Below are 22,516 nucleotides of genomic sequence, written 5' to 3'. Positions count from 1 at the left end.
CCGTCAGGAAAACGCCCCTACGATTCCTGACTCCTCCGCAATACGATAACTAATTACCCGGATTCTATATTAGTAATAACTGATAACTGATAACTGATTATAGTCCACATTCTTCCACCCTAGAATATAGTACCCTACGCAAACGTTTAGTAATCATAAATTCGGGAATATTCACAGTAACTTCTGGTTCTCTTATAGCTACTGGTAAATGACCTTTAGGAGCATCTTCGGAGAAATTTAACTGCTCATATTTTTTCCATTTTCTGGCTTTTCTCCAACCTAGTCTATCCCCAAATATTTGATAACTTTGTGGATTATACCTTTCCAAGTTATTACCAGTTTCTAAGTAAATTGATATTTGGATACTAAGACCAAATTTATCTGCTGAATACTTCCGCCAGAGTTGGTCAATATTACCAATTTCTTCACAAGAAATTTTTTCTTTAATTGCTCTTGTGTTGATACCTCCAGCTCTAGTTCTTTGAGTTAATTTTAAAATCAAATCGTATGTTTCTTCATCTGCTTCTTGCCATTTATTCTCTGCTAATAAATTTTCTAACTGAATGTAAGGAGAATTATCTGAGGGTTGTGAAGTAATAATTTTAGATTGAGATATATCCGATTCTTTTTGGGTAAATATTCCGAAATTATTAGCATTCGCTAATGACGGAAATGCTACTAAAATTATCCCTAAAAAAACAATTAAAATTTTTGGTTTACATTGAATCATAAGTTAATACCCAGATTATTGCCAATAAGATTCTATAATTTATATCATCTCCGGTTGAATAGTTATAAATAACGATGGAGGAGTCAGGAGTCAGGAGGGAAGAATAGGGAATTTAATCGTACAAAGAGGAGAAAGTTTTTTTATCACTAATTATCCGGACACGATATTATTGAATATTTCCGACAATAGATCATATCATTTCAGGTGAATTAGTACAAAATATGAATAAGTCTAGATTTATTTTAATGATAAAATAGCCGCTCCTAACTCCTAGTTAAATTATCTCCTATGGAGCAAATATTTATCTAATTAGTATTACTCATATTACCAAGTCAAACTGGAGAAATACAGTTAAAGATAATTTAGTATCCCTAGGGAATTTTGCTTAAATTATCAAATTTAGTTTGACATTCCTAGGGAATTTTACTTATACTTCAAAAGTGAATCTATTATAATAATCAGGGTTAAATAAATGAAGAACAATATTATTTCAGTTAGCATGGCTCTAACTGCATCTGCTCTAACTATAGGGACCACTCCAGTTTACGCTGCAAATTCCAATTTAGATTTTTCCCAAATGTTCATCTTTGGGGATAGTCTTTTAGATACAGAAAATGCTTTTACTCTTACAAAAGGACAATTTCCAGACAGCCCCCTATCTTTTGAGGGCAGATTTTCTAACGGACCTATCTGGATAGAATCTCTAGCATCATCTTTAGACTTAGCTCCTACAGCTTTTTTTACTAATATTCCTATTTCTCCAGATGGAGCTAACTATGCTATAAGTGGGTCACGGAGTGGAGACCAGAATATTCTAGATAATTTTCCTCTAGGTTTAGAACAACAACTTGGGAGTTTTATTGCTCCTCTGTTAGAAACAGAACAGTCAGCTAACTCTGATGCACTATACACTATCTGGACAGGTGCAAATGACTATCTACATTCTACGTTATCTTTAGTGTCGGAGTCTATTTCGCCACCAGATGCACCTCCTAATTCAGATACAACTGTTAATAATATTACTAATAGTATTGAAGCTTTATATAACGTAGGCGCTCGTGATTTCCTCATCCCTAACTTGCCATCATTAGGTCTAACACCTTTGGCTACATTCACAGGTACATCTGACATATTGAATCAATTAACAAATGAGCATAACCAAAAACTGGAGTTAGCGATCGCTGAGTTAGAGCAATCTTTATCTGAAGCTACTATCACCTTATTAGATGTTAACTCTACTTTAGATGAGATAATTAATAACCCTAATCAGTTTGGTTTTAGCAATGCAACAGATAGTTGGTCAGATACAGTATTAGCTTTTTGTTCAGATGCCTCTTTAGGAGCAGATGGTTCAGTAAAATCTTGTGATGTTGATGTTCCCGATCCAGATGAATACTTATTCTGGGATATACTTCATCCTACAGAAGCAGCTCATCAAATAATAGGGAATGAAGCTCTATATGCTCTGAAATCTGAATATAATCAGACTGTTCCTGAACCTACTTCCATATTGAGTTTGTTAGGATTAGGTTTTAGTTTGCTAGGGGTGTCAGCTTTCAAGCAGAAAGATAAACAAACACAGAAACAGAAAGTATAATTAGGTGTTGGTGAATAAAGGTATGAAAATAAAAATTGAACAATCTCAAATATTTGTTATTCAATACTTTAGGAATTACCAAAAAATACAAATCATACCCTAATTTACCAACATCCTTTTCGGATTATGAATTCTTCCCACCCCACCTCATCTCAAGAAAAAAATGCGTACTTCATCAAATATTCATATAACTGTGTAAATTCCTATATCAACTTCATCAAAAAAAGAGGGAGTAGGGAGTAGGGAGTAGGGAATAGGGGGAAAGAATAGATTATTTATCTACGATAATTGATTTACAGCGGTTTTCATTTCAGTAGACCACAGTAGGGAGGTTGCATGCAACCTCCCTACTGTGGTTTTGGTTATGACGATATAGTTCATCAATTTGAAAAGCGCTGTAATTTTTGATTATTGGAGAGGTCTAATATTTAATCTCCCCATCTCCCAACAACTCTAATAAGTATTCAAACGGATTTGATCTGACTCCTACCCTCACCCATAAGACTTTTGAGCGCCAACCCTAAAAATATCTCAAACAGTATCTATAATATTTCCCTTGCCCAGTCAATAAATAACTTTGCCTGTTCCGCCCAAAAATCAGAACCCCAATAAACAAAACAACTGGTTTCACACAACAACAACGCTCTACTTTTTTCAGCAGAACCCTTACCAGAGTCTACAACCTTAGCATAATCTTGACTCAACCCTTCAACTGCTGCCAATACCTGTTGTCGCAAATCTCCCTCTTGCCATTGCTGATGACCTCCTATCCACGAACCTCCTGTTGATTTTAGTCTAACTTCTGTTGCTGCTCCATCTGCTAAATAACTATCAATATATTGACTCACCGTCATAAAACCAACATCCGACCAGCGATCGCTCTCCCGAAACAGAGGAGCAAAAGAATTCTTAAAATATTCAAACATCATCACATTACCATTTTCCCCATCAGAAGTCGGCACCACCAAAGCAGGCGGTTTCATTCCCACTTCTCCACCACGATATCGCACATCATTAATACAACCCTCAGCATTTTGACCACTTTGTTGTCGAATCCCCATATCCGTATCCCTCACCACACATAGAATACGTTCCGACTCACCCTCTGATTCCACCACCAACCAATGCACTCGGTTTTCTAACTCCGGGGTACTCCAACCTTCAGGATGTTCCAATGCTGCATTCGGTAAAATAATCCATTCATAACCGCACTTTTTCAACAGACGCACAAATCTCAACGCTTCCGCAGGATCGCCAGTCATTCCCATCTCCGGAGGCCAAAACCCTCTTACCCGTGATAGTGCATCTTCTCCAAACAAATCTGCAAACACCTTCCGCCATTCCATAATTTGAGCTTCATGGTCTCGTTCGGGAGTAGCAGGAAAATAACAATGACTATATGCACTACCAGTAAATTCTATTGTGTCTGAATATTCCGTCAGAACTTCTCGCCAAAGACTTATTACATCTCCTACCGCTTCGCCATCAACATGAAGATTAGAGAAAATGCCATTAGTCGAAAGTTTTGCCATCTCTTCGAGCAATACCCCAGAATAATCTACCATCATCCGGGGTCGATGACCTTCTGCCGTCAATTGTTTAGCATAACGAGCAGGATTTTTGTATGCTTGAGCAAACCATTGAGCATTCCAATGCTCTTCGGAGTTAGGTTCACCATTGAGCATTTTTTCTAAGTTGCCCTGTAATTGGCCATTATGCCAAATCGGAGGTTGGTGAAAATGTAACCAGGGGACAAATAAGACTTGAGGATTATTTAACATTTCGGCAACTCCCTGATACAAGACCACTAATTTATTTATTCTTTATACCATAGAAAATAAAAATTGATTTCAAGTTAATTTTCCAAAAGTCTAGTTTCTTACTTTTGACTTTTGACTTTGTATTTAATGACTATTTAACTGGCGATCGGCTTTGAGAAGCTCTCAGTTAAAATCCCCTGCAACCCCAAGGGCGGTATTGTTGAGTCGGTTGAAATCCCCTTCTAAACATTAATCTTGCTGAGTGCTGAGTGCTGAGTGCTAACCGCTTCATTAAAATCCAAAGCTCAAATCTATAACTATGAGCTGGCCGTCAAAAGCATAGAAACTAACTTTGTAAATATTCTCAGCATTCACAGTTAATTTGGCATTTGGAGGAATAAGTGAATCTGGGTAAAGTAAGTTTGAAGCGGGCATTTCATCTTGAACTAAGAGTTCTTCATTTTGATTATAGGCTGACAAAACAGTTCGGCGGGAACTCGTTACCAGCCCACTAACAAACTTGACTGGAGATTTAAACTTCATTTCTATTAGGCCACTTTTTGGCGCTCCCATTAAGACTTTAATACCTGAAGGGACTGCAAAAGCTGGGTTTGAGGGTTCGATGGCGATGGTATTAGAGAAAGTTACGCCCCAATTTTTAAACTGATAGTCTACTACTTCAAAAGATTTTAAATCTTCTAGGCCAAGGCGAATACAACTGGGCATAGTTGAAAGTTTTAATAATTCTGATTCAGTCTGGTCATACTCAGGAGTGGCTACAAATTTATATCCATTTTTGACCCTGAAGTTATCGGTTAGAGGATTGATGTTGTGGGTTGTATCAATCTTAAGACTCTGTAGCATTGGACCTCCTTAATCAATTTACTAATTGAGGGGTCTTACCCCTCACCTATTATTTATTTATAGCTTATTCTTTTGATATGCGCTTTGACCAGGAGAATTTTCGTTTTAATTGACAATTATTTATTTTGAATTTATTGATATTACAAATAAAAAATACTTTTATGAATGTATTATTTGTTTAACAAACCTTTTCATTAAATATAAAAAATTATAAATTGTAGCAATATAAAATTGACATCAAAAAGAACAATACATAAAAAAACAACCGAGTTTCTAACTAAAACAGTATGATAAACTCGGTTTATGAAGCTTTTCAGCAAATTCAACTTTAATTTTTTTTTCAACTAAATAGTGTTTTTTCTATTTGTAGGATCTTGAGGTATTTACCAATGGATAATTGTTGGGTTTCCCTTAAGGGAAGGAAGGTACGTTCCTCAATCCCACCTACTACTAATGGGTGTGCATGAGGGTGGGTTGATATAAATCTGAGAGTGAGCATGAAAATTCTAGCTAAAACCCGCCCCTACGCTTTGCACAATTTCTAGATATGTTTGTTGGATTTCGTTCCTCAACCTAACCTACGCGAATATTAGTTGATGTGGTTCAAAAAATCGAAATTATCATTTTTGCCAAACGTTTCATTCCCTCTTGAATATCCTCATCAGAAGCTGTCAAACTAATCCGAATACACTCTTGTTTATGAACCCATTCTTCACGCAAACCAGGAAAAAATGAACTACCAGGCACAACAATAACCCCCACTTCCTTCAACTTTTGGTAAAATTCCCAGTCAGTCATCGGTAAATCTTTTAACCACAACCAAGCAAAAATAGCTCCCTCAAAACGATGGAGAAACCAGGGCAAATTTTTCGGTAAAACTTTTTCTAAAGTTGATTCTAAAATCGAAAATTTATTTTTATAAAAAGGTCGAATCACTTCAGTAGAAATTTCTGCCAGAGCGCCAGAATTAATTGCATCAGTAGCGATCGCCTGTCCATAACGAGGCGAATGAATACACATATTAGTCTGAAACGCCTGCAAAACCTCAATTATTCGTTCATTCCCAATCGCAACGCCAATTCTTTCTCCTGGAAGTCCAGCCTTTGATAAACTCAGACAATGAACAATATTGTCCCCAAAAACAGGGTCCATCTCCACAAAATTTAATCCTGGATAGGGGGGAGCATAAGCAGCATCTACAAATACTGGCACATCATAAACAGCAGCTTGATGAGCAATTTTTTTCACCTCATCAATACTAATAACATTTCCAGTAGGGTTACAGGGACGTGAAAAAATAACACAACCAGTATTTTCATCAATAACCAATTGACTAAAGTCGGGACAATATTTGAAGCGATGACCCTCAAAATCAATATCTAGAGTTGGTTTGTAGGCAACTACTGCCTCTGGCACTAAACTAACTCCCCCATAACCTGTATAATCTGGACTGAGGGGTAGGACAATTTTTTTCAGAATTTGGCTGTCAGTATATCCGCCAAAAGCATTAGCAGCATAGAAATATATAGACTGAGAACCTGGAGTAATCAAAACGTTGCGATCGCTCAAACTCAACCCATAGCGAGAATTAAAGTCATTAACCACTGCATCAATAAACGGTTGATAACCCTGAGACGAACCGTAACGTCCTACTACTTCCCCATATTCTGGACTTGCCAATAATTTTGTGGTACAATCCTTCCACAATTTTTCTACTTCTGGTAAAACTAGAGGATTTCCAGAACTGAAGTTGAGAAATTCCTGACCTTGACCCGCTCGTAGGGTGGCAATAATATCTGCCATAATAGCTCGCACACCCGTAAGGCGGGACATTGTTGTACCAAATTGACTCAAGGCAGGATTGATCATAGGATTGAATTAACAATAGGTTGATATTTGGTTAATTTTAGCTAAAAGGAATTAAATCTACTAGACTGGCCAAGCCTTTTCCGTCACTCTAAAAATTTCTCATCTGCTGGAAGATCAAAATCTGACCATCTATTATTTTTTTGGTCTTGTGGCACGCTAAGGGTATTATTAACCTTCCGCTCTGCTTTGCTAATATCGTCAACTAATCCTGAAACACAACGCTTCCCAATAGTGTTATTTTCCTGTTCAGATTTAAAAATCACACACATAGAGTTCAGAAAAGTAATTGAGTGAATACTTTGAAGATTGATAGCGTCAATTTGAAAGTTGTATTTCTTAAAAAAGCCTTTCAATATACTTTCTCTTTTTTCTTTTACTCCCCAATGTTCATAATTAATTACATCAACAAGATGCTTTAAAAAAGTTATAGAAGAAAAAGGGTAAAATATACCACCTTCATATTTTTTCCAGTACGAAGTATGTATGTCTTCAACTATGTATACCCCTCCACATCTCAAAAGAGGAAAATATTTCGCAAAAGATTTTATAATGTCTGAAGAATAATGAGAACCGTCGTCAATAATAATATCAAAGCTTTTAGATAACTTAACAAGATTGCTTTTAACCTTATCACTGGTAGCATCACCCACAAGGACATGAATCCTTGGATCTTCATAACTCAAATTTGCACACTTGGGGTTAATATCGCAACCTACAATTAATTTGGCATTAGAGAAATATTTAGCCCATATTTCTAGGGAACCACCATTTTGAACACCTATTTCCAGCAATCTGACTTTTTGATTTCTGTAGCTTTTTAGGATTCGATCATATACTACTAGATATGAAGACCACTTATCAGATACTTTTCCAGTATGTTGTGAGTACAATTCTTCAAGGGTTTTTTTTTATCTAATATTTGACCAAACCTATGATGAAATTTGTGATAATCTGGGTTAATTTCAACAGCCTTTTGTAAATACTCAATAGCACCCTCTGAATCTCCTTGTTGCCCTAAAGCCTCTCCCAAACTATAATGCAGCCAAGAAGAATTAGGATTATTTTTTAAAGCTTGATAATAAAAAGCAACCGCCTCATCTAAATTCCCCTGTTTAAGAAGAGCATCTCCCAAATAATAATAAGTCCAAGCAAAATTAGGATTAATTTCAATAGCCTGACGATAGAGAGCGACCGCCTCATCCAACCTCCCGGCCCTCTTCAACTGATTGGCCTGCTGCAACAAGTGGCCAGCAGTTATACCCTGATTACCCATAAAAACTCACCCAAAATTCCCCTTTAATGTCAGAAGAGACCAATTATACAGGACTTACCTCAAAGATGAAACTAGACACCAGAGGAACAAAAACTTCCTCAAATAACTTTGGCCAAAGTTTCCAAAGTTGTAAGATAGCACTAGATTTCCCTCTTTCTTTCTTCCTTCTTCCTTCAAAATAAATGGACACTCAAACTATCTGGCAAGTAGATTATTATCGCCGTCCCCTCCAGGATAAACATAAACAAGGTCAACAATTATGGGAATTGTTGATTTGTACTCCCACTCGTAGCTTAGAATTTATTGCTATGTGTCCCCAGTCAGAAGTTAACGCTAATTGGCTGATGGCACAACTGCAAAAAGTGGGTCAAGACCAGGATTTACCAGATATAATTCAAGTATTTCGACCTCAGTCTTTGGGGTTAATAGAAACTGCAGCTCAAATGTTAGGGTTGAAAGTCGAACCGACTAGACGCACAACAGCTTTAAAACAATGGTTAGTAGAGAGGGTGCAACAATATCAGGATATGGAAACATATACTGGGGAATTTTACGACCCCTTAGTATTAGATGCTCCTCCACCTGTACCATTAGCTGAAAATTTGTGGGGCGATCGCTGGAGATTTGCTACATTACCTGCTGGTAATATTGAGGATATTATAGAACGTCCTATTCCTATTTTAGAAGCACCAGAATTTCTTTTGCCGTTAAATTTAGGATTATCTTCAACACTCCCAATACCAGGGGTAGTAATAGATGGTGGTCGTCAGTCTATGAAATTAGCGAGATGGTTAGAAACTGCGCGACCATATCTTTTAAAGTATATTCCTGGCGATCCTGATGGGTTAATTTTAGAGACAGGGTTAGTAGATCGGTGGATAGTTGCTACTTTTTCAGATCGAGAAGTGTCAGCAGCAGGTCAAATTTATGAGCAGAGAAAACAGCAGAGTCAGGGGTTACATTTTTTGTTAGTGCAACCGGATGATTCTGGAATGACTTATAGTGGATTTTGGCTTTTGCGGTAGAAATTAAGTGTGAAAATTAATTAATCAAAATTCTTCAGGACTCATATCATATCATGTCCGGTTGAATAGTTATAATTAAAGTTCGTAGCATTGCTTGAGCAATAAGTTATAGATATTACTCAAGCAATACTACAAACAAAAACTTTTTTATCACTGATTATCCGGACATGATATTATACCAATTCCCATGCATTAATGCTATACTTGGGTCCGACTTCATTTATTAATTAATAATTACATATCAAATCTTTTTTTTGCTAGTTGTAGCTCATTTAATATTAATTATTGTTATTTTTACCTCTCCTGTACGGACGCCCTTATGCAACGTCCCTACCCACTCCCCCACTCCCATACTCTACAAAATGTAGAAATGTTTTTGAGAAATGATATTATTCCTAATTTCCCTGCTTTCTGCTCTCTACTCTCTACTTCCTTTTCCATGCTCTCAAAAAGATGTAGCAAAAATGGCTGAGATTTAGCATTACGCATCTAGCACGAAAGTATTGACTTGAGATTACTCTCCTGACGGACAACTTCGCCAACACTTTCGCTTGTAATGACATAAAGACCTTGTTTTCTATAAATCCTAATTGTTAAAATCTCGATCAATAAATTATTCAGTGTTTTTTTGCTAAAATACTGCCATTAAAGCTGATATTATCAAAGTTATGAAAGTTATTAAATCCGATCGCTAATACATCTAGTGAACTTCATCTCAATCTGATAACTAACTGAAATGTTGAGCAAACACAACAATTTTTGATTGAGCAAAGGTAAGGGAACAGGATAAAATCATCAAGAATTAATTCTCTACTTTACACTAATGCTCAATGCTCATAACTCATAAATTTGGCATAAATTTTAAACTCCCATTACTTGATCAGACTAATTCGTCCCGCTTCTAATTCTTCATAAACTTGTTGAATTTGGTCTTGTTCTCTAAGACTTAAAGAATGAAGCGAAAATAAAGCTAATCTTAAAACCTGGCGGTCGCTGGAGGAAATTTTCCGAACTGCCAAAATATTTTCTACAACTGATTCTATGGGAATTTTTCTGGCTTCAACGTTGGAATTATTCATTTTTCTTAACTAAAATTTAGATGATTTTGACACAAACAAAAAATATTCAATCAATGGTAGATACCCCCAGAAACATGAAAAAATCTGTGGGCCAGAGAAAAAGAAACGATATTATATTGATATAAACTATCAATAGATATTTCACTACATTACGATAAAAGTCCGGTAGTTTTTATGAAGATTTGGTAAAGATTACGGATAATTGCGGATCTAACCAGAATATACAATTTTTTTTATGTTTTTTAACAAAAAATATTACTAAATAGTAAGTTGGTGCGAAATAATACGAACCTATATCCACTAATATCAAGTCCCCTGGATCGATCTTCATTAATGGATAATTACCTGGTGGTTAAAACCGTAAGGGAATTGAATAGAAGGAAATATCCTAGCACTTTTCGAGTCGGGGAGATTGGATATGGCGTTTAGCGCTCCGATAGGAAAGTTGTGCGCTAGCTAAACGACCGCTTTTTCCCCTTGAAAGGGAGCGCTCATAAAGCTGAATTATTTAATTAATAATTAATAATTATTAATTATTCGGTAATCAAAATGTTCTCCTCTCTCTCCTGCCAAATATCCTAAATATTTCCCTGTGATAGCTATTTCATACAAATGTTCCTACATTAAGTTTGTTGGTATATGGTATGTGTTAGGAGGTGGGCAAATATCTGAATAGTTATAGTTTTACAGAGGATTTTACTGTAACGATCTTTTTTGAATTTGGTATTACCTGTTGCCTATTTCCTCTTCTGTGTTCCCTATTACCGATTATTTGTGGGTATTTAACTAGACATGATATAAAATATTCGAGTAAGAGTAATATCAGGTAATCAAAGCATGACTGAAGTAAAGATTGGCATTATTGGCGGTAGTGGTTTATACAAAATGGAAGCACTCAAAGATGTAGAGGAGATAAAGTTAGATACACCTTTCGGTTCTCCCTCTGATGCTTTTATTGTTGGTACTTTAGAAGGAACACGAGTAGCATTTCTATCCAGACACGATCGCAACCACACTTTATTACCATCTGAATTACCATTTCGTGCCAATATTTATGGTATGAAAAGTCTGGGTGTGGAATATTTAATCTCTGCTTCTGCAGTAGGTTCTCTCAAAGAAGAAGTTAAACCCCTAGACTTAGTAGTAGTAGATCAGTTTATTGATCGCACAAAAGGTAGGCAATCTACATTTTTTGGTCAAGGAATAGTAGCACATATTACTTTTGAAAATCCTACTTGTCCCCAACTAGCACAAATACTGGCGGATGCTGCGGAAAGTTTAAACTTGCAGGATGTAAATGTACATCGCAGTGGCACTTATTTATGTATGGAGGGTCCTGCTTTTTCTACTAAGGCGGAGTCAAATTTATATCGTAGTTGGGGCGCAACAGTTATCGGGATGACAAACTTGCCAGAAGCAAAGTTGGCAAGGGAGGCGGAAATAGCTTATGCAACTTTAGCTTTATCTACGGATTATGATTGTTGGCATGAAGAACATGATAGCGTGACTGTAGAAATGGTGGTTGATAATTTAAAGAAAAATGCTGTGAATGCTCAAAAAGTTATTCAGGAAACCGTGCGGAGGTTGAGTGAACATCAGTTTGTTTCTGATTCTCATTCAGCGTTGAAAAATGCTATTTTGACTCCTTTGGATAAGGTACCTGCTACAACTAAGGAAAAGTTGGGGTTATTATTGCAGAAATATATTTAACAGTACATACAAAATTCGGGCGTTAGTTTGTGATTTAAGGTTAAGGTGCGTTCCAACGCACCCTACAACTTTAGTTGTCCCGTAAGTCCTTCCCACACCCCCACACTCCCTATTCCCTTTTTAATAGCACTCAATTTCCACATCCCAGATAAAAACGCTATATATCATTAGCCATACTAATTTTTACCAATTAAATTTTGACTTCGCAAAAGTGTTTCTGTCATAGTTGCCAATTTCTGCAAACTATTTGCTAATTCATCAGCACGTTCTTGATGTTTTCGCTTGCGAATTAAGGCAGCACGAGCTAAATCTTCCCGGTTTTTTTTAAGCGCTGCAACCGCAACTTTTTGCCAGTTATCTATTTCCTGTAAAGTTTGTTTATATTCAGGTTGAATATTTTCCCAAGCTACTTTAATATCTGCTAAAGCTTTACTTACTAATTCAGCAGTACCTAGTTCAGTTTTTACGCCTAAAATTGCCTGCTTAATTGGTTCTGATATTTGCTCGACATTAATATGATGAAGTAGAGGAATAAAGTTTTTTATTTGTTGACTATAGCTAACTCCAGTAATACACCAAGTCGCAAAGTGTTCGCAATTATTAAAAAGAATATTATATTTTCTTTCTCCTAGTCTACTTTCTGCTCTTTGAATGACTGTATCGGCAATATAACGAAGTGGGTAACGTTTAACATAAACTTTTCTGCCATCAATAAAATATGCTTTAGAAGTTCGTTCAATAGTTTCTGTTCCTTTGCGATAATGAATAACTGTTCCATCGCCATAGTCAATACCATGATGTTCGTAAACACCATCTATATTTAGAAATTCTCTAATAGTGTATATTTGTTCTCCCCGTGCCATATTATTTTCCCTAACTTTATCTCATTACATTTTAATCTAAAATATAAATAACAGATGTAGAGTTTCACGATTATCAGAATGTTTTTAGATAAATTTAGATAAGTATTTAGATAAGTATTTAGATAAATATTTAGATATGAAATCTGTTTGCTTTGGAGTATTATAATACCGTTTCACGGAAGTTAAAAGTCATGCATTAAGATTTTGTAGGATCAAAACTTTGACGATAGAGCAATTTCAGGAAATTATTTCACTTATGTAGTTTGAAACTATTTGTGACATCTTTAAAGTGAATTGGTATAAGAAACCTGGTTTATATGAGGTAGATGTCAGTATGGTAGGACATCTAATACAAACCCGGTTTCTATACTTTATCAATCAAACCTTTTGAAAAAAATTTGAGACCAACTAAAACTGCTAATCCTAAAGCTAATATTCCAGCACTAATAGCAATAACTAGAGTATCTAAATGACGAACTGCAATTGCTGTCAATGCCCAAACAAATACCAAACTATAAGCAATATCTTGTTTTTGAATATTAATAATTGCTGCAATAACGGCTCCAATTATTAACATAATTATTGTCCAAACAATAGCAACTTGCTGTGAACTATTCCAGCCTAAATTATCTAGAGCGCAGGCCACATTCACAATTGTTGCCACACTAATCCAAGCAAAATATATACTGATGGGATGATGAACTAACCATTTATCTTTTTTTGAGACTCTTTCATAACTAATACCTAAATTTAGATATAGGCAAATCAAACAGCCTAAAATTCCTAACATTGCCAAAACTGAAAGGATAAACAGTTGATATTGAAATAAAAATATCCAAACAATTTGTGATAGACTGGCACTTACTAAAAAATATTGACATCTGCGTAAAATTTTATTTTCTCGTTGAGCAGGTAATACTTGATAAATTCCGAAGCTAATTAAACCCAAATAAATTAATCCCCAAATAGCAAAAGCATAACTGGCAGGAGTAATCAAAACATTCTTAAATATAGTATTAGAAATTTCTCCTATTGTTTGACCGCTTGGAGGAGCAAGATTTACATAAATATTCAGAAAAAAAGCCGCTAAAATAGCAATTAAATGAGCATACTGTCGAATAATATCTGAGTTGAATTTGCCTGTATTAGTTTGCATAATTATCCTGACTATTTTGTATAAATATTATTAAGAAACATTTAGACTTAGCCCGGAAGTTGTTGTTGATAAAACCGACCGGGCTACCCAATCAAATAATACAGAATTAATCTTGAATTACTTCTAGCCCACAAGCTTCTGCTAGTTGTTGTGCTATACTCTTATATTTACGAGGTGGGGTGTTAGTATCGAGGTCTAAATTAAAACCCTCTACAACACGCTGAATTAATTTTGAACGCCATATAGCTTCTATTTCATAATCAGAACTAAGACTACCTTCTGATAATGCTGCCATTAATTTATCTAATATTTGATATTGCCCGACTAAAATTGCTGCTTTAGTAACATCACCAGAATCAGTATCAAGAGCGTCCAATTGTCTACTAACTCGATTCCATTCAGTATCAATTATTTTGAGCAAAACTGTAGCTAGTTTAGCATCACGTTGCTGTTTCAATATTTGGAATTCTTTGTTAGTCATTATTTTTAGCTCCTAAATATATTATTATAAGCTATTTAATTTTATATATCACATCTATCTAGTTTTTCCTATGAATATAATCTTAAATTCATCAAATAGTTTCGGGTAGTTGGAAACCAGCCAGTTTCAACGGCTGAATGAAAACGACTCGAAGGGTTTTAACCCGTAGTCAAGTTGACACCCCTAACAGTTTTCGCTATAATATTTATCATACAGCGAAAATTATACTATGTATCTAACCCAAAAGAACAAAATTAGAAACCTGTCTAGTGAAGAATTTAAAGCCTTGAGACAATTGTGCAGATTGACCAAGAATATGTACAATGTAGGGCTTTACTCTGTACGACAGTTCTATTTTACTGAGGGCGGATATTTAAGATACGAATCAAATTACCATTACTGCAAAGATAACGAAAATTACCAGCTACTTCAAACCGACATCGCACAGCAAACTTTAAAAGTTGTAGATAGGTCTTTTAAGTCATTTTTCAACTTAATTCAGAAGGCGACAGAAGGTTTATATCGTTTTGAACAAATACGATTACCTAGATATCTAAATAAAGAAGGTTATTTTCCTCTAATAATACCTCGAATCAAAGTAAGAAATGGGTATTTTAATATCCCAATGTCTATAAAATTTAAGGCTGAATATGGTGCAGTAAAAATCCCTTTTCCTGAAAGATTAGCAGGTAAAAATCTGAAAGAAGTTCGGATAATTCCTAGATTTGACGCTAGGTTTTTTGAAGTTGAATTTATTACAGAAGAGAACCCACAGCCAGCAGTAAAATCTGATCATGCACTAGCAATAGACCTTGGTCTAGATAATCTAGCAACTTGTATATCAAATACTGGGTCATCGTTTATTTTAGACGGTAGAAAACTTAAATCAATCAACCAGTGGTACAACAAGGAAAATTCTAGATTACAGTCTATAAAGGATAAACAAGGTATTAAAGATTTAACCAAAAAGCAAGTCAGTATTACGGTGAATCGAAACAATAAAGTTAGAGATTACTTAAATAAAGCAACTAGATATTTAATCAACTGGTGTAGTGAAAACAATATATCTACTATTGTTGTAGGTGTAAATCCAGGAATGAAAAAAAATCTCAATTTAGGTAAAAAAACTAATCAAAAATTTGTGCAAATACCACACCATAATTTCAGATTAAAACTAAAAGGTATGTGTGATAGGTATGGTTTAACTTACAAAGAACAAGAGGAGTCTTATACCTCTAAAGCTAGTTTTTTAGATAGAGATAAAATACCTGTTTACAATGCTGATAACCCTACTGAATATAGTTTTAGTGGCAAACGAATCAAGCGTGGCTTGTACAAAACTAAGCAAGGAAAATTGATAAATGCTGACTGCAACGGAGCTGCAAATATTGGAGCAAAAAGCAACCTGAATGGGTTTACCCCGGACAGACTAGAGGCATCTTTGGCCATGCCATTAAGGGTTAAATTTGACGTGAGGAAAGTCCATCAAATTTATTCCGCTTAAGAATCCACGCGACTTTAGTCCGTGGAGTGTCAATATGTACCTAATTTAACCATTTTGTAAGCATTCAGCGGTCAGCTATTAGCTATCAGCTTTATTACTATTAAGTGAGGAAAAAGTAATTGAGAGATTTCAAAGAATTAAAAGTATGAATAAAATTTCATTAGTCAACCTTAATAGTCTATCGAACTACATAGTTCATTAAAAAGCTGAATGCGAGTGCATTCCGCAGGAAATGCTTACCTTAAAAATAACTACTCGAATTTATTTTAGACATTCATTTCTATTATTTTTCCCTTTTTTTTTTCAATATTTACTCCTTCTTCCAACTTCAGTCTTTCCTGTTCCTTACTTCTACCATTTGTCACAAACATTTCAGAAAATTAGATATTGGTGTGAAGACGAAACCAGAACTGGGCTAAAAATTGTCACGGGTAGATTGTAGATTATTAACACTCAAGGGCATTAAACCTATAGGTAAACACCAATGGCTGTTTAAATATTTGTTGCTTTATGGTTTGATATAACCCCAAACAGGAGATAGTTTTTTCTATGAGTTTAGCCACTTAAATCTGGTGTGTATGGTGTGTGGAGATAATAAGGGTACAGTACCTATAATAGTTAGATGAAAACTTAATTCCATTACCTTTACCATCCTTGAGGATTGACCAATTTTTGAATTCAGAGTATTGTGTTATGTAGGTTATCTAAGATCAGAACTGTCCTGATTTTGTTTTGTTTCGGTGGGTTGGTTACTGTCTGTTAATAGTGGTGCATCCGCGACGGTTTCTAGCCCCACTGATTTGAGAATCTCTGGCCATTGAATAAGAAAAGTTGAATTATTGGGATCAGACTGGCGTAGTGTTACTAGGGAGTCGAGGGTTTCGTGCCAAATACCGGCTTGAGCATAAACTTGGGGATGATTATCGGGTGTTGTTGTTTGTAACTGCTGAAGTAAGGTTGGGGTGATTTCGATTCTTTTAATCCAGCCAGATGATATTTCGAGATCTGAACTTCGATCCCAAATATCCAAGACTCCAAGTACCCTCCATTGATATTTTTTGCCAACTGCTAAGGGTGTTATACTACCATCATCAGGCAGGTTAATCCTAATAATACTCCTGGCATCAGGAAGTTTAAGTTCGGTGATATAGACAGTCTTGCCTGCTTCATCGAATAACTCAAATTCTGCTGGTTGATAAGAATAACCACACTCTCCATCTTCTGTTGGAAAATATACAAAAAATTTCGGATACTCAGCCAAAGTTAACCCAATATTAGTTTCTGGTATCAAAGCAGTAGGTGCATCTTTAAATTCACACCTACTTCGAGTTCCTTCCTTTATTATTGAAAACGTTCTAGTTCTATTTCCCTGCTCTCTGATTTCTGGCGTTTGGAATCTAATATTTTGTGCTATTACTTCCCGTTGCAATATCTCAATTTCTGCATTAACAACAGAGGTTAAGCATATTGGAGTTAATAAGGCTACAGTACCTAAAATAGTTAGATGAAAATTTAATTTCATTACCTTTAACCATTCTTGAGGATTTAGGAATTTTTTTCAACTCGTACATTATCATATTATTAAGTTTTTGTCAAAATAGAATAATTGTATTTATGACATGAGAAAAATTTTTGACAAAAAAATTGATGAGAATTGTTAAAAATCATATACTTTATCCAGAGATTCCCCCAAAAAACTTAGTATTATTCTATATTAATTACTAAATATATGGGTGTGTAAATGACTAGGGTTAATAACCAAGGTTTAAAGCTACTATTTATGACTGCAATTGTTAATCATAAAAACACGATTATAGTTAGATTAATCAAATAATTGGAAAAACACCAATGACTGAACTAAGACAAAATTTAATCACTAGAGATTGGGTCATTATTGCGACAGAAAGAGCCAAAAGACCTGATAATTTTGCTAAACCCGAAAAATCGCAAATTGTCATCCCATCGTATCAACCAAATTGCCCATTTTGTCTCGGCAATGAACATCTAACAGGACCAGAATCATTTCGACTAAAAGATAATAATAGTTGGAGAGTTAGGGCAGTACCTAATAAATATCCAGCTCTAACTCCAACAGGTGAAAAAATTAGAAAAATAGATAAAACTTTCCGTTCTCTGACAGGAGTTGGGTTCCATGAAGTGATTATCGAACACCCACGCCATGACCTGACAATACCATTTCTAGAACTTCAAGATATAGTCAATATTTTCAGAGTTTATCGCCTGCGATCTTCACAGATAAAACAAGATAAACGAATTCAAACTATCCTAATTTTTAAGAATCATGGTAAAGGTGCCGGTACATCATTAGAACATCCCCATTCTCAATTGGCAGCAACGCCAATTGTACCTTATCAATTACGGATTAGGATACAGGAAGCAATGCGATATTTTGATGATACTGGAGAATGTTTATTTTGCCGAACTTTAGCAGATGAACTAGCTGCTGAAGAGAGAATAATTTATGCCAGTAAATATTTTGTTTCATTTATTCCTTATGCAGCACTTTCTCCATTTCATACTTGGATTTTTCCCAGGCGTCATTCATCATCTTTTGATGAAATTACTGAGTCAGAAATGTTAGATTTAGCTGATAATTTGAGAACTGTTTTAGGGAAACTTTATTATGGCTTAAATAACCCAGATTATAATTATATAATTCGTTCAATTCCAACCGATGAACAACGTACAGATTATTTCCATTGGTATTTAGCAATTGTTCCTAGGGTTTCCCTTACCGCTGGATTTGAAATGGGAAGTGGAATGTTTATTAATACTGCTGTGCCAGAAGAAAATGCTGCTTTTTTACGTTCTGTGGAAATTCCTATTAGTTGCAGTTTAGATTAATGGTATTTTCTACATTCTGACAAATAAATTGTCTAAGTTATGAAGATTTGGTTTTTACTTTGTCCAGCAGTTTATCTCACTAGCCATAAGTTCTTCAATTATTAATTATTCATTAGACCTAGGCGTGAAAAAGATATAGATTTTTTGCGCATAGTAGGGAACAGGGAACACTTAACTGGGAACAGGTAAGATATTTTTACGAAAAAGGCAGGAAAAAGGATTTTTTATAGTGACTTTTTCTTTCTTTAGCTAATACAACTAAAAGGTTTATTTATTTTCCACCAGATGTCTATTATTAATTATTAATTACGATGAGAATGACCAATTAGCTTAAGTATGATAATCTATCTAAAATAAAATTCTGTTAAAGGAATCCGATCATGACAAAATTACGAGTAGGTTTATTATTTGGTGGTTGCTCCGGCGAACATGAAGTATCCATTCGTTCCGCTAAAGCGATCGCTACTGCTTTAAGTAAGGGTGAAAATAACAGCAAATACGAATTGATACCAATTTATATTCAAAAAGATGGTCGTTGGCAACCAAGTGATTTTGCTCAAAAAGTTCTAGAGTCTGGCAACCCTCCATCATTGCCATTAACAGATGAAAATAATAATGATTCCAATACATCCCTAACTCAAGAAACTTCTTCTAATCTTTGGCAAACTCCTCCCGAAGCAGCACAGGTAGATGTCTGGTTTCCAGTTCTCCACGGTCCGAATGGGGAAGATGGTACTATACAGGGTTTACTGAAGTTAATGCAGGTTCCCTTTGTGGGGTCTGGGGTTTTGGGTTCGGCAATGGGTATGGATAAAATAGCGATGAAAATAGCTTTCGACCATGCAGGTTTGCCCCAGGTTAAATATCAAGCAGTGACGCGATCGCAAATTTGGTCTAATCCTTGTGTTTTTCCCAAATTGTGTGATGATATTGAAGCAGCTTTAGAATATCCCTGTTTTGTTAAACCAGCAAATTTAGGTTCATCAGTGGGTATTGCTAAGGTGCGCTCTCGTTCAGAATTAGAAACTGCCTTGGATAATGCTGCCAGTTATGACCGTCGAATTATTGTTGAAACTGGTGTAGAAGCGAGAGAATTAGAATGTGCAGTGTTGGGGAATGATGTGCCGAAAGCTTCTGTAGTTGGTGAGATTACTTTTGAGAGTGATTTTTATGATTACGAAACCAAATACACAGAAGGAAAAGCAGATTTATTTATTCCAGCGCGAGTCAGTGAGGCGATCGCCACTCAAATCAAAGAAATGGCTACTCAGGCATTTTTAGCAGTGGATGCAGCAGGTTTAGCAAGAGTAGACTTTTTCTATGTGGAGAAAACAGGAGAAATTTTTATTAATGAAATTAATACCATGCCTGGTTTTACTGCAACCAGTATGTATCCTATGCTTTGGGAAGCTACTGGCATTCCTTTTGATGAGTTAGTAGATATTTTGATTCAATTAGCTTTAGAAAGACATTCTAAGTAACTAACAATTTTCTGTAGGTTGGGTAGAGCGAGTGCGAAACCCAACATTTATCTTTAAATATTTTTGTCATTCTTAAGTAGACAGTAGTATAATTCATATTAAATAAGTACACACATACAATTTAGGAATCATTAATTGTGGATAGAGAAAAAGAAGCGATCGCCTTACCAAAAAGAACTCAAAAATTTCGGACAAGATTATTCCCTGGAAAGACTTTACCTGCTCAAGAAATAGCAAAACGCAAAGCTATCAAAGCACAACAAGAGCGATCGCTGTCGAACAGTCTTTGAAAAATTTTGCCCTCAATTAATATCATGTCCGCTTGAATACTTACACTTTGGTGGAAGGAAGGCAGAGGTCAGAAGGTAGAAGGTAGAAGGGTTTATTACAATTGTGACCTAATCCTATAGATGCTCCGATGCTACCGGACATGATATAATTGACATTGCAGTTGCAATTATCAATTATCAATTATTAATGGCTTTGTTGCATGAAAGTTGCGATATAGCTGGCGCTAGGCTCCGCCAACGCGAAACTCCCCTTAGTGGAGTTAACTACTAGATTCCAACTTTGTAGCTTTTAGGCTTACCTTTTTGAATCATACGGTTAAGCATGGCACATTGTATGAATAGCTCCACTGCTTGGGCATCAAATTTTCGTCGTCGCAACTTACCTCCAAATATCACTTTGAGCCTGAACATGGTGGTTTCAGATAGAGAGCGTCGATGGTAGCCACTTTCACGCTTCCACTTCTTTCGCCCCAGTCTAGCCTGCTACGCATAAAAAACGCAATCGTTCTCTTTCTATAGATTGATGTTTTATTCATCTATTGTCCAATAGTTAGGGGTGGCTGATTAAACCTCAAAACTTTTGCCTGTAAAGGTTTCAGTCTTTTTATATTAAAGATTGATGTTTTATTCATCTATTGTCCAATAGTTAGGGGTGGCTGATTAAACCTCAAAACTTTTGCCTGTAAAGGTTTCAGTCTTTTTATATTAAAGATTGCTGTTTTATTCATCTATTGTCCAATAGTTACAGCAGTTTCCGCGCGTTATGAAGTACAGATGCGGAGCAAGTGTGGCAGCTATATACTTTCATGCAACAAGGCCGTAAATCATTGTTTTGAGCAATAGACGTCTATGAGAAACCGGGTTTGGGGGTTTCGCCTGCGTCAGTCCCGATCAATTATTTCTTTTCCTCAAAATATTCCAATCAGTTCTCATCAGAAAATCCCAATCTCGTAGTGCCACTCGTGACCATAACCAGTTTTTTCGGAGTTCAGGAATATGATATTGTTTCGCAGCTTCACTCATTACTTTTGTCCGATATTGAAGCGCTCTCAACCAGCGGTCTCTTTGGTCATTTCCCTGAGAATTTTTAGCAGATTTCATCATTACTAATCCAATCCCTGCATAAGCATTAAGAGCATCTTTTTGTTCAACTTCTGGAGTAGTAATATCCTCAGTTGAAATATTCTGCAATCTTTCTGTTTCTGGTAAAATTTCTCCTGATAATTTTAAGACTTTTTCCCAAGCATCATAAGCTTTTTTCAATTCTCCTTTTGTATAGTAAGCAAAACCTATAGCATTTTGATATAAAATAGAATCAGGACGTTGAGAAACTGCTTTTTCCCAGTAAAATAAAGCTTCATCTACATTATAATTTCTATTTCCATCTTGGGCTAACTCCCAAGCTAATCGACCGTATAAAAAATCAATTTCTGGATCGATATTTTTGTTATTCTCAGATACATTTTTTAGAATATTAAGAGCTTCTTTTGCCTCTAAAAAAGCACCTCTATTTAGCAGGGAATCGACAGCTTTTTTTCCAGCTTCAATATCATTTTTCTTAAATTGTTCAATAGCTATTTTTTTTTCTACTTCTACAGTATTAGCACTATAATTAATAGGTTGTTCTTTGTTATATCTTTCAAGGTTAATTGGATCGGGAGTTAAAGGTATAGTTTTTGCATAATTTACTGGTCGATTTTGAAACAACCAAACACCACCTAGAGTTAACAAAACAGCAATTAGGTGTGAAAGTATTCTGCCAGAAACTGAGTTAAAAAAAATTACTGTGTTTTCCTGTTTTTGTGTCATAGTCATATTTTATAGAATTAGATTAGTATTTAAAAGGAATAAATTTTGAATATATCTAACCGTCAGCACTTTCTGCGGAATGCGGAGCTAATGGCAGTTAGCTATTGCCGAATAGAGGAGACAAAAGCCATTGAGAAATTGAGAGAGAATTAAAATAAAA

19 protein-coding genes and 1 pseudogene are annotated in these 22,516 nt (G+C 35.5%); 7 read left to right on the top strand and 13 right to left on the bottom strand.

Features of this window, described 5'->3' with window-relative positions:
• Positions 1–97: 97 nt before the first annotated feature.
• Positions 98–730 (bottom strand): GUN4 domain-containing protein, encoded by a 633-nt coding sequence (locus ACP6PK_RS28050; RefSeq protein ID WP_426564623.1) that lies wholly within the window; start codon positions 728–730, stop codon positions 98–100.
• A gap of 472 nt (positions 731–1,202) precedes the next feature.
• On the opposite strand from ACP6PK_RS28050, the gene ACP6PK_RS28045 reads away from it, so the two are divergent.
• Positions 1,203–2,327 carry an SGNH/GDSL hydrolase family protein gene (locus tag ACP6PK_RS28045; protein WP_426564621.1) on the top strand — a complete coding sequence of 375 codons (1,125 nt, stop codon included), beginning with the start codon at positions 1,203–1,205 and terminating at the stop codon, positions 2,325–2,327.
• A gap of 542 nt (positions 2,328–2,869) precedes the next feature.
• Here the strand turns inward: ACP6PK_RS28045 and ACP6PK_RS28040 are convergent.
• From ACP6PK_RS28040 to ACP6PK_RS28020, 5 genes are all read right to left on the bottom strand, one after another.
• Entirely contained in the window at positions 2,870–4,135 is a 1,266-nt protein-coding gene (locus tag ACP6PK_RS28040; protein ID WP_426564619.1) for a glycoside hydrolase, read from the bottom strand.
• A gap of 243 nt (positions 4,136–4,378) precedes the next feature.
• The gene (locus ACP6PK_RS28035; RefSeq protein ID WP_426564617.1) at positions 4,379–4,951 is read right to left on the bottom strand and encodes a hypothetical protein; all 573 of its coding nucleotides are present in this window, start codon (positions 4,949–4,951) and stop codon (positions 4,379–4,381) included.
• Between the two features lie 603 nt (positions 4,952–5,554).
• The gene (locus ACP6PK_RS28030; protein ID WP_426564646.1) at positions 5,555–6,817 is read right to left on the bottom strand and encodes a valine--pyruvate transaminase; all 1,263 of its coding nucleotides are present in this window, start codon (positions 6,815–6,817) and stop codon (positions 5,555–5,557) included.
• An 86-nt stretch (positions 6,818–6,903) separates the two neighbouring features.
• Positions 6,904–7,710, bottom strand: coding sequence for a class I SAM-dependent methyltransferase (locus tag ACP6PK_RS28025; RefSeq protein WP_426564615.1), 807 nt, complete (start codon positions 7,708–7,710; stop codon positions 6,904–6,906).
• Positions 7,659–8,093 (bottom strand): tetratricopeptide repeat protein, encoded by a 435-nt coding sequence (locus tag ACP6PK_RS28020; protein ID WP_426564613.1) that lies wholly within the window; start codon positions 8,091–8,093, stop codon positions 7,659–7,661. Before ACP6PK_RS28020 ends, ACP6PK_RS28025 begins: the two co-directional genes overlap by 52 nt.
• A gap of 182 nt (positions 8,094–8,275) precedes the next feature.
• Here ACP6PK_RS28020 and ACP6PK_RS28015 point away from each other — a divergent pair, with 182 nt between their 5' ends.
• On the top strand, positions 8,276–9,118 hold the full coding sequence (locus ACP6PK_RS28015; protein WP_426564611.1) for a Tab2/Atab2 family RNA-binding protein: 843 nt from the start codon (positions 8,276–8,278) through the stop codon (positions 9,116–9,118).
• An 872-nt stretch (positions 9,119–9,990) separates the two neighbouring features.
• Here ACP6PK_RS28015 and ACP6PK_RS28010 read toward each other — a convergent pair.
• On the bottom strand, positions 9,991–10,197 hold the full coding sequence (locus ACP6PK_RS28010) for a hypothetical protein (RefSeq protein WP_426564609.1): 207 nt from the start codon (positions 10,195–10,197) through the stop codon (positions 9,991–9,993).
• A gap of 837 nt (positions 10,198–11,034) precedes the next feature.
• Between ACP6PK_RS28010 and ACP6PK_RS28005 the strand changes: the two genes are divergently transcribed.
• The gene (locus tag ACP6PK_RS28005) at positions 11,035–11,907 is read left to right on the top strand and encodes an S-methyl-5'-thioadenosine phosphorylase (RefSeq protein ID WP_426564607.1); all 873 of its coding nucleotides are present in this window, start codon (positions 11,035–11,037) and stop codon (positions 11,905–11,907) included.
• 176 nt (positions 11,908–12,083) lie between these two features.
• Here ACP6PK_RS28005 and ACP6PK_RS28000 read toward each other — a convergent pair whose 3' ends face one another.
• The 3 genes from ACP6PK_RS28000 to ACP6PK_RS27990 all read right to left on the bottom strand — a co-directional run bounded on the left by ACP6PK_RS28000 (position 12,084) and on the right by ACP6PK_RS27990 (position 14,407).
• Positions 12,084–12,770, bottom strand: coding sequence for a lecithin retinol acyltransferase family protein (locus ACP6PK_RS28000; RefSeq protein WP_426564605.1), 687 nt, complete (start codon positions 12,768–12,770; stop codon positions 12,084–12,086).
• Between the two features lie 364 nt (positions 12,771–13,134).
• Entirely contained in the window at positions 13,135–13,926 is a 792-nt protein-coding gene (locus ACP6PK_RS27995) for a tryptophan-rich sensory protein (protein WP_426564603.1), read from the bottom strand.
• A gap of 106 nt (positions 13,927–14,032) precedes the next feature.
• A complete protein-coding gene (locus tag ACP6PK_RS27990) occupies positions 14,033–14,407 on the bottom strand; it encodes a hypothetical protein (RefSeq protein ID WP_426564601.1) in 375 nt (124 codons plus the stop codon).
• Between the two features lie 229 nt (positions 14,408–14,636).
• Between ACP6PK_RS27990 and ACP6PK_RS27985 the strand changes: the two genes are divergently transcribed.
• A complete protein-coding gene (locus ACP6PK_RS27985) occupies positions 14,637–15,911 on the top strand; it encodes an RNA-guided endonuclease InsQ/TnpB family protein (protein WP_426564599.1) in 1,275 nt (424 codons plus the stop codon).
• Positions 15,912–16,611: 700 nt separating this feature from the next.
• Here ACP6PK_RS27985 and ACP6PK_RS27980 read toward each other — a convergent pair.
• Positions 16,612–17,433 carry a DUF928 domain-containing protein gene (locus tag ACP6PK_RS27980; protein WP_426564597.1) on the bottom strand — a complete coding sequence of 274 codons (822 nt, stop codon included), beginning with the start codon at positions 17,431–17,433 and terminating at the stop codon, positions 16,612–16,614.
• 326 nt (positions 17,434–17,759) lie between these two features.
• On the opposite strand from ACP6PK_RS27980, the gene galT reads away from it, so the two are divergent.
• From galT to ACP6PK_RS27965, 3 genes are all read left to right on the top strand, one after another.
• Complete coding sequence (gene galT, locus ACP6PK_RS27975; protein WP_094674576.1) at positions 17,760–18,776, top strand: galactose-1-phosphate uridylyltransferase; 1,017 nt, start codon at positions 17,760–17,762, stop codon at positions 18,774–18,776.
• 380 nt (positions 18,777–19,156) lie between these two features.
• The gene (locus ACP6PK_RS27970) at positions 19,157–20,257 is read left to right on the top strand and encodes a D-alanine--D-alanine ligase family protein (protein WP_094674578.1); all 1,101 of its coding nucleotides are present in this window, start codon (positions 19,157–19,159) and stop codon (positions 20,255–20,257) included.
• Positions 20,258–20,394: 137 nt separating this feature from the next.
• Entirely contained in the window at positions 20,395–20,547 is a 153-nt protein-coding gene (locus ACP6PK_RS27965; protein ID WP_168186571.1) for a hypothetical protein, read from the top strand.
• 267 nt (positions 20,548–20,814) lie between these two features.
• Here ACP6PK_RS27965 and ACP6PK_RS27960 read toward each other — a convergent pair.
• Both ACP6PK_RS27960 and ACP6PK_RS27955 read right to left on the bottom strand, forming a co-directional pair.
• Positions 20,815–21,018: pseudogene (locus tag ACP6PK_RS27960) on the bottom strand (IS5/IS1182 family transposase); the annotation flags it as partial.
• A 420-nt stretch (positions 21,019–21,438) separates the two neighbouring features.
• Complete coding sequence (locus ACP6PK_RS27955) at positions 21,439–22,362, bottom strand: tetratricopeptide repeat protein (RefSeq protein ID WP_426564594.1); 924 nt, start codon at positions 22,360–22,362, stop codon at positions 21,439–21,441.
• Positions 22,363–22,516 lie beyond the last annotated feature (154 nt).

It is taken from the genome of Dapis hubbardiae BLCC-M172 (assembly GCF_050016015.1).
Classification (GTDB): Bacteria; Cyanobacteriota; Cyanobacteriia; order Cyanobacteriales; family Microcoleaceae; genus Trichodesmium.
The sequence above is the reverse complement of the archived record's forward strand: the minus strand, read 5'-3'. Positions and strand labels throughout refer to the sequence as shown.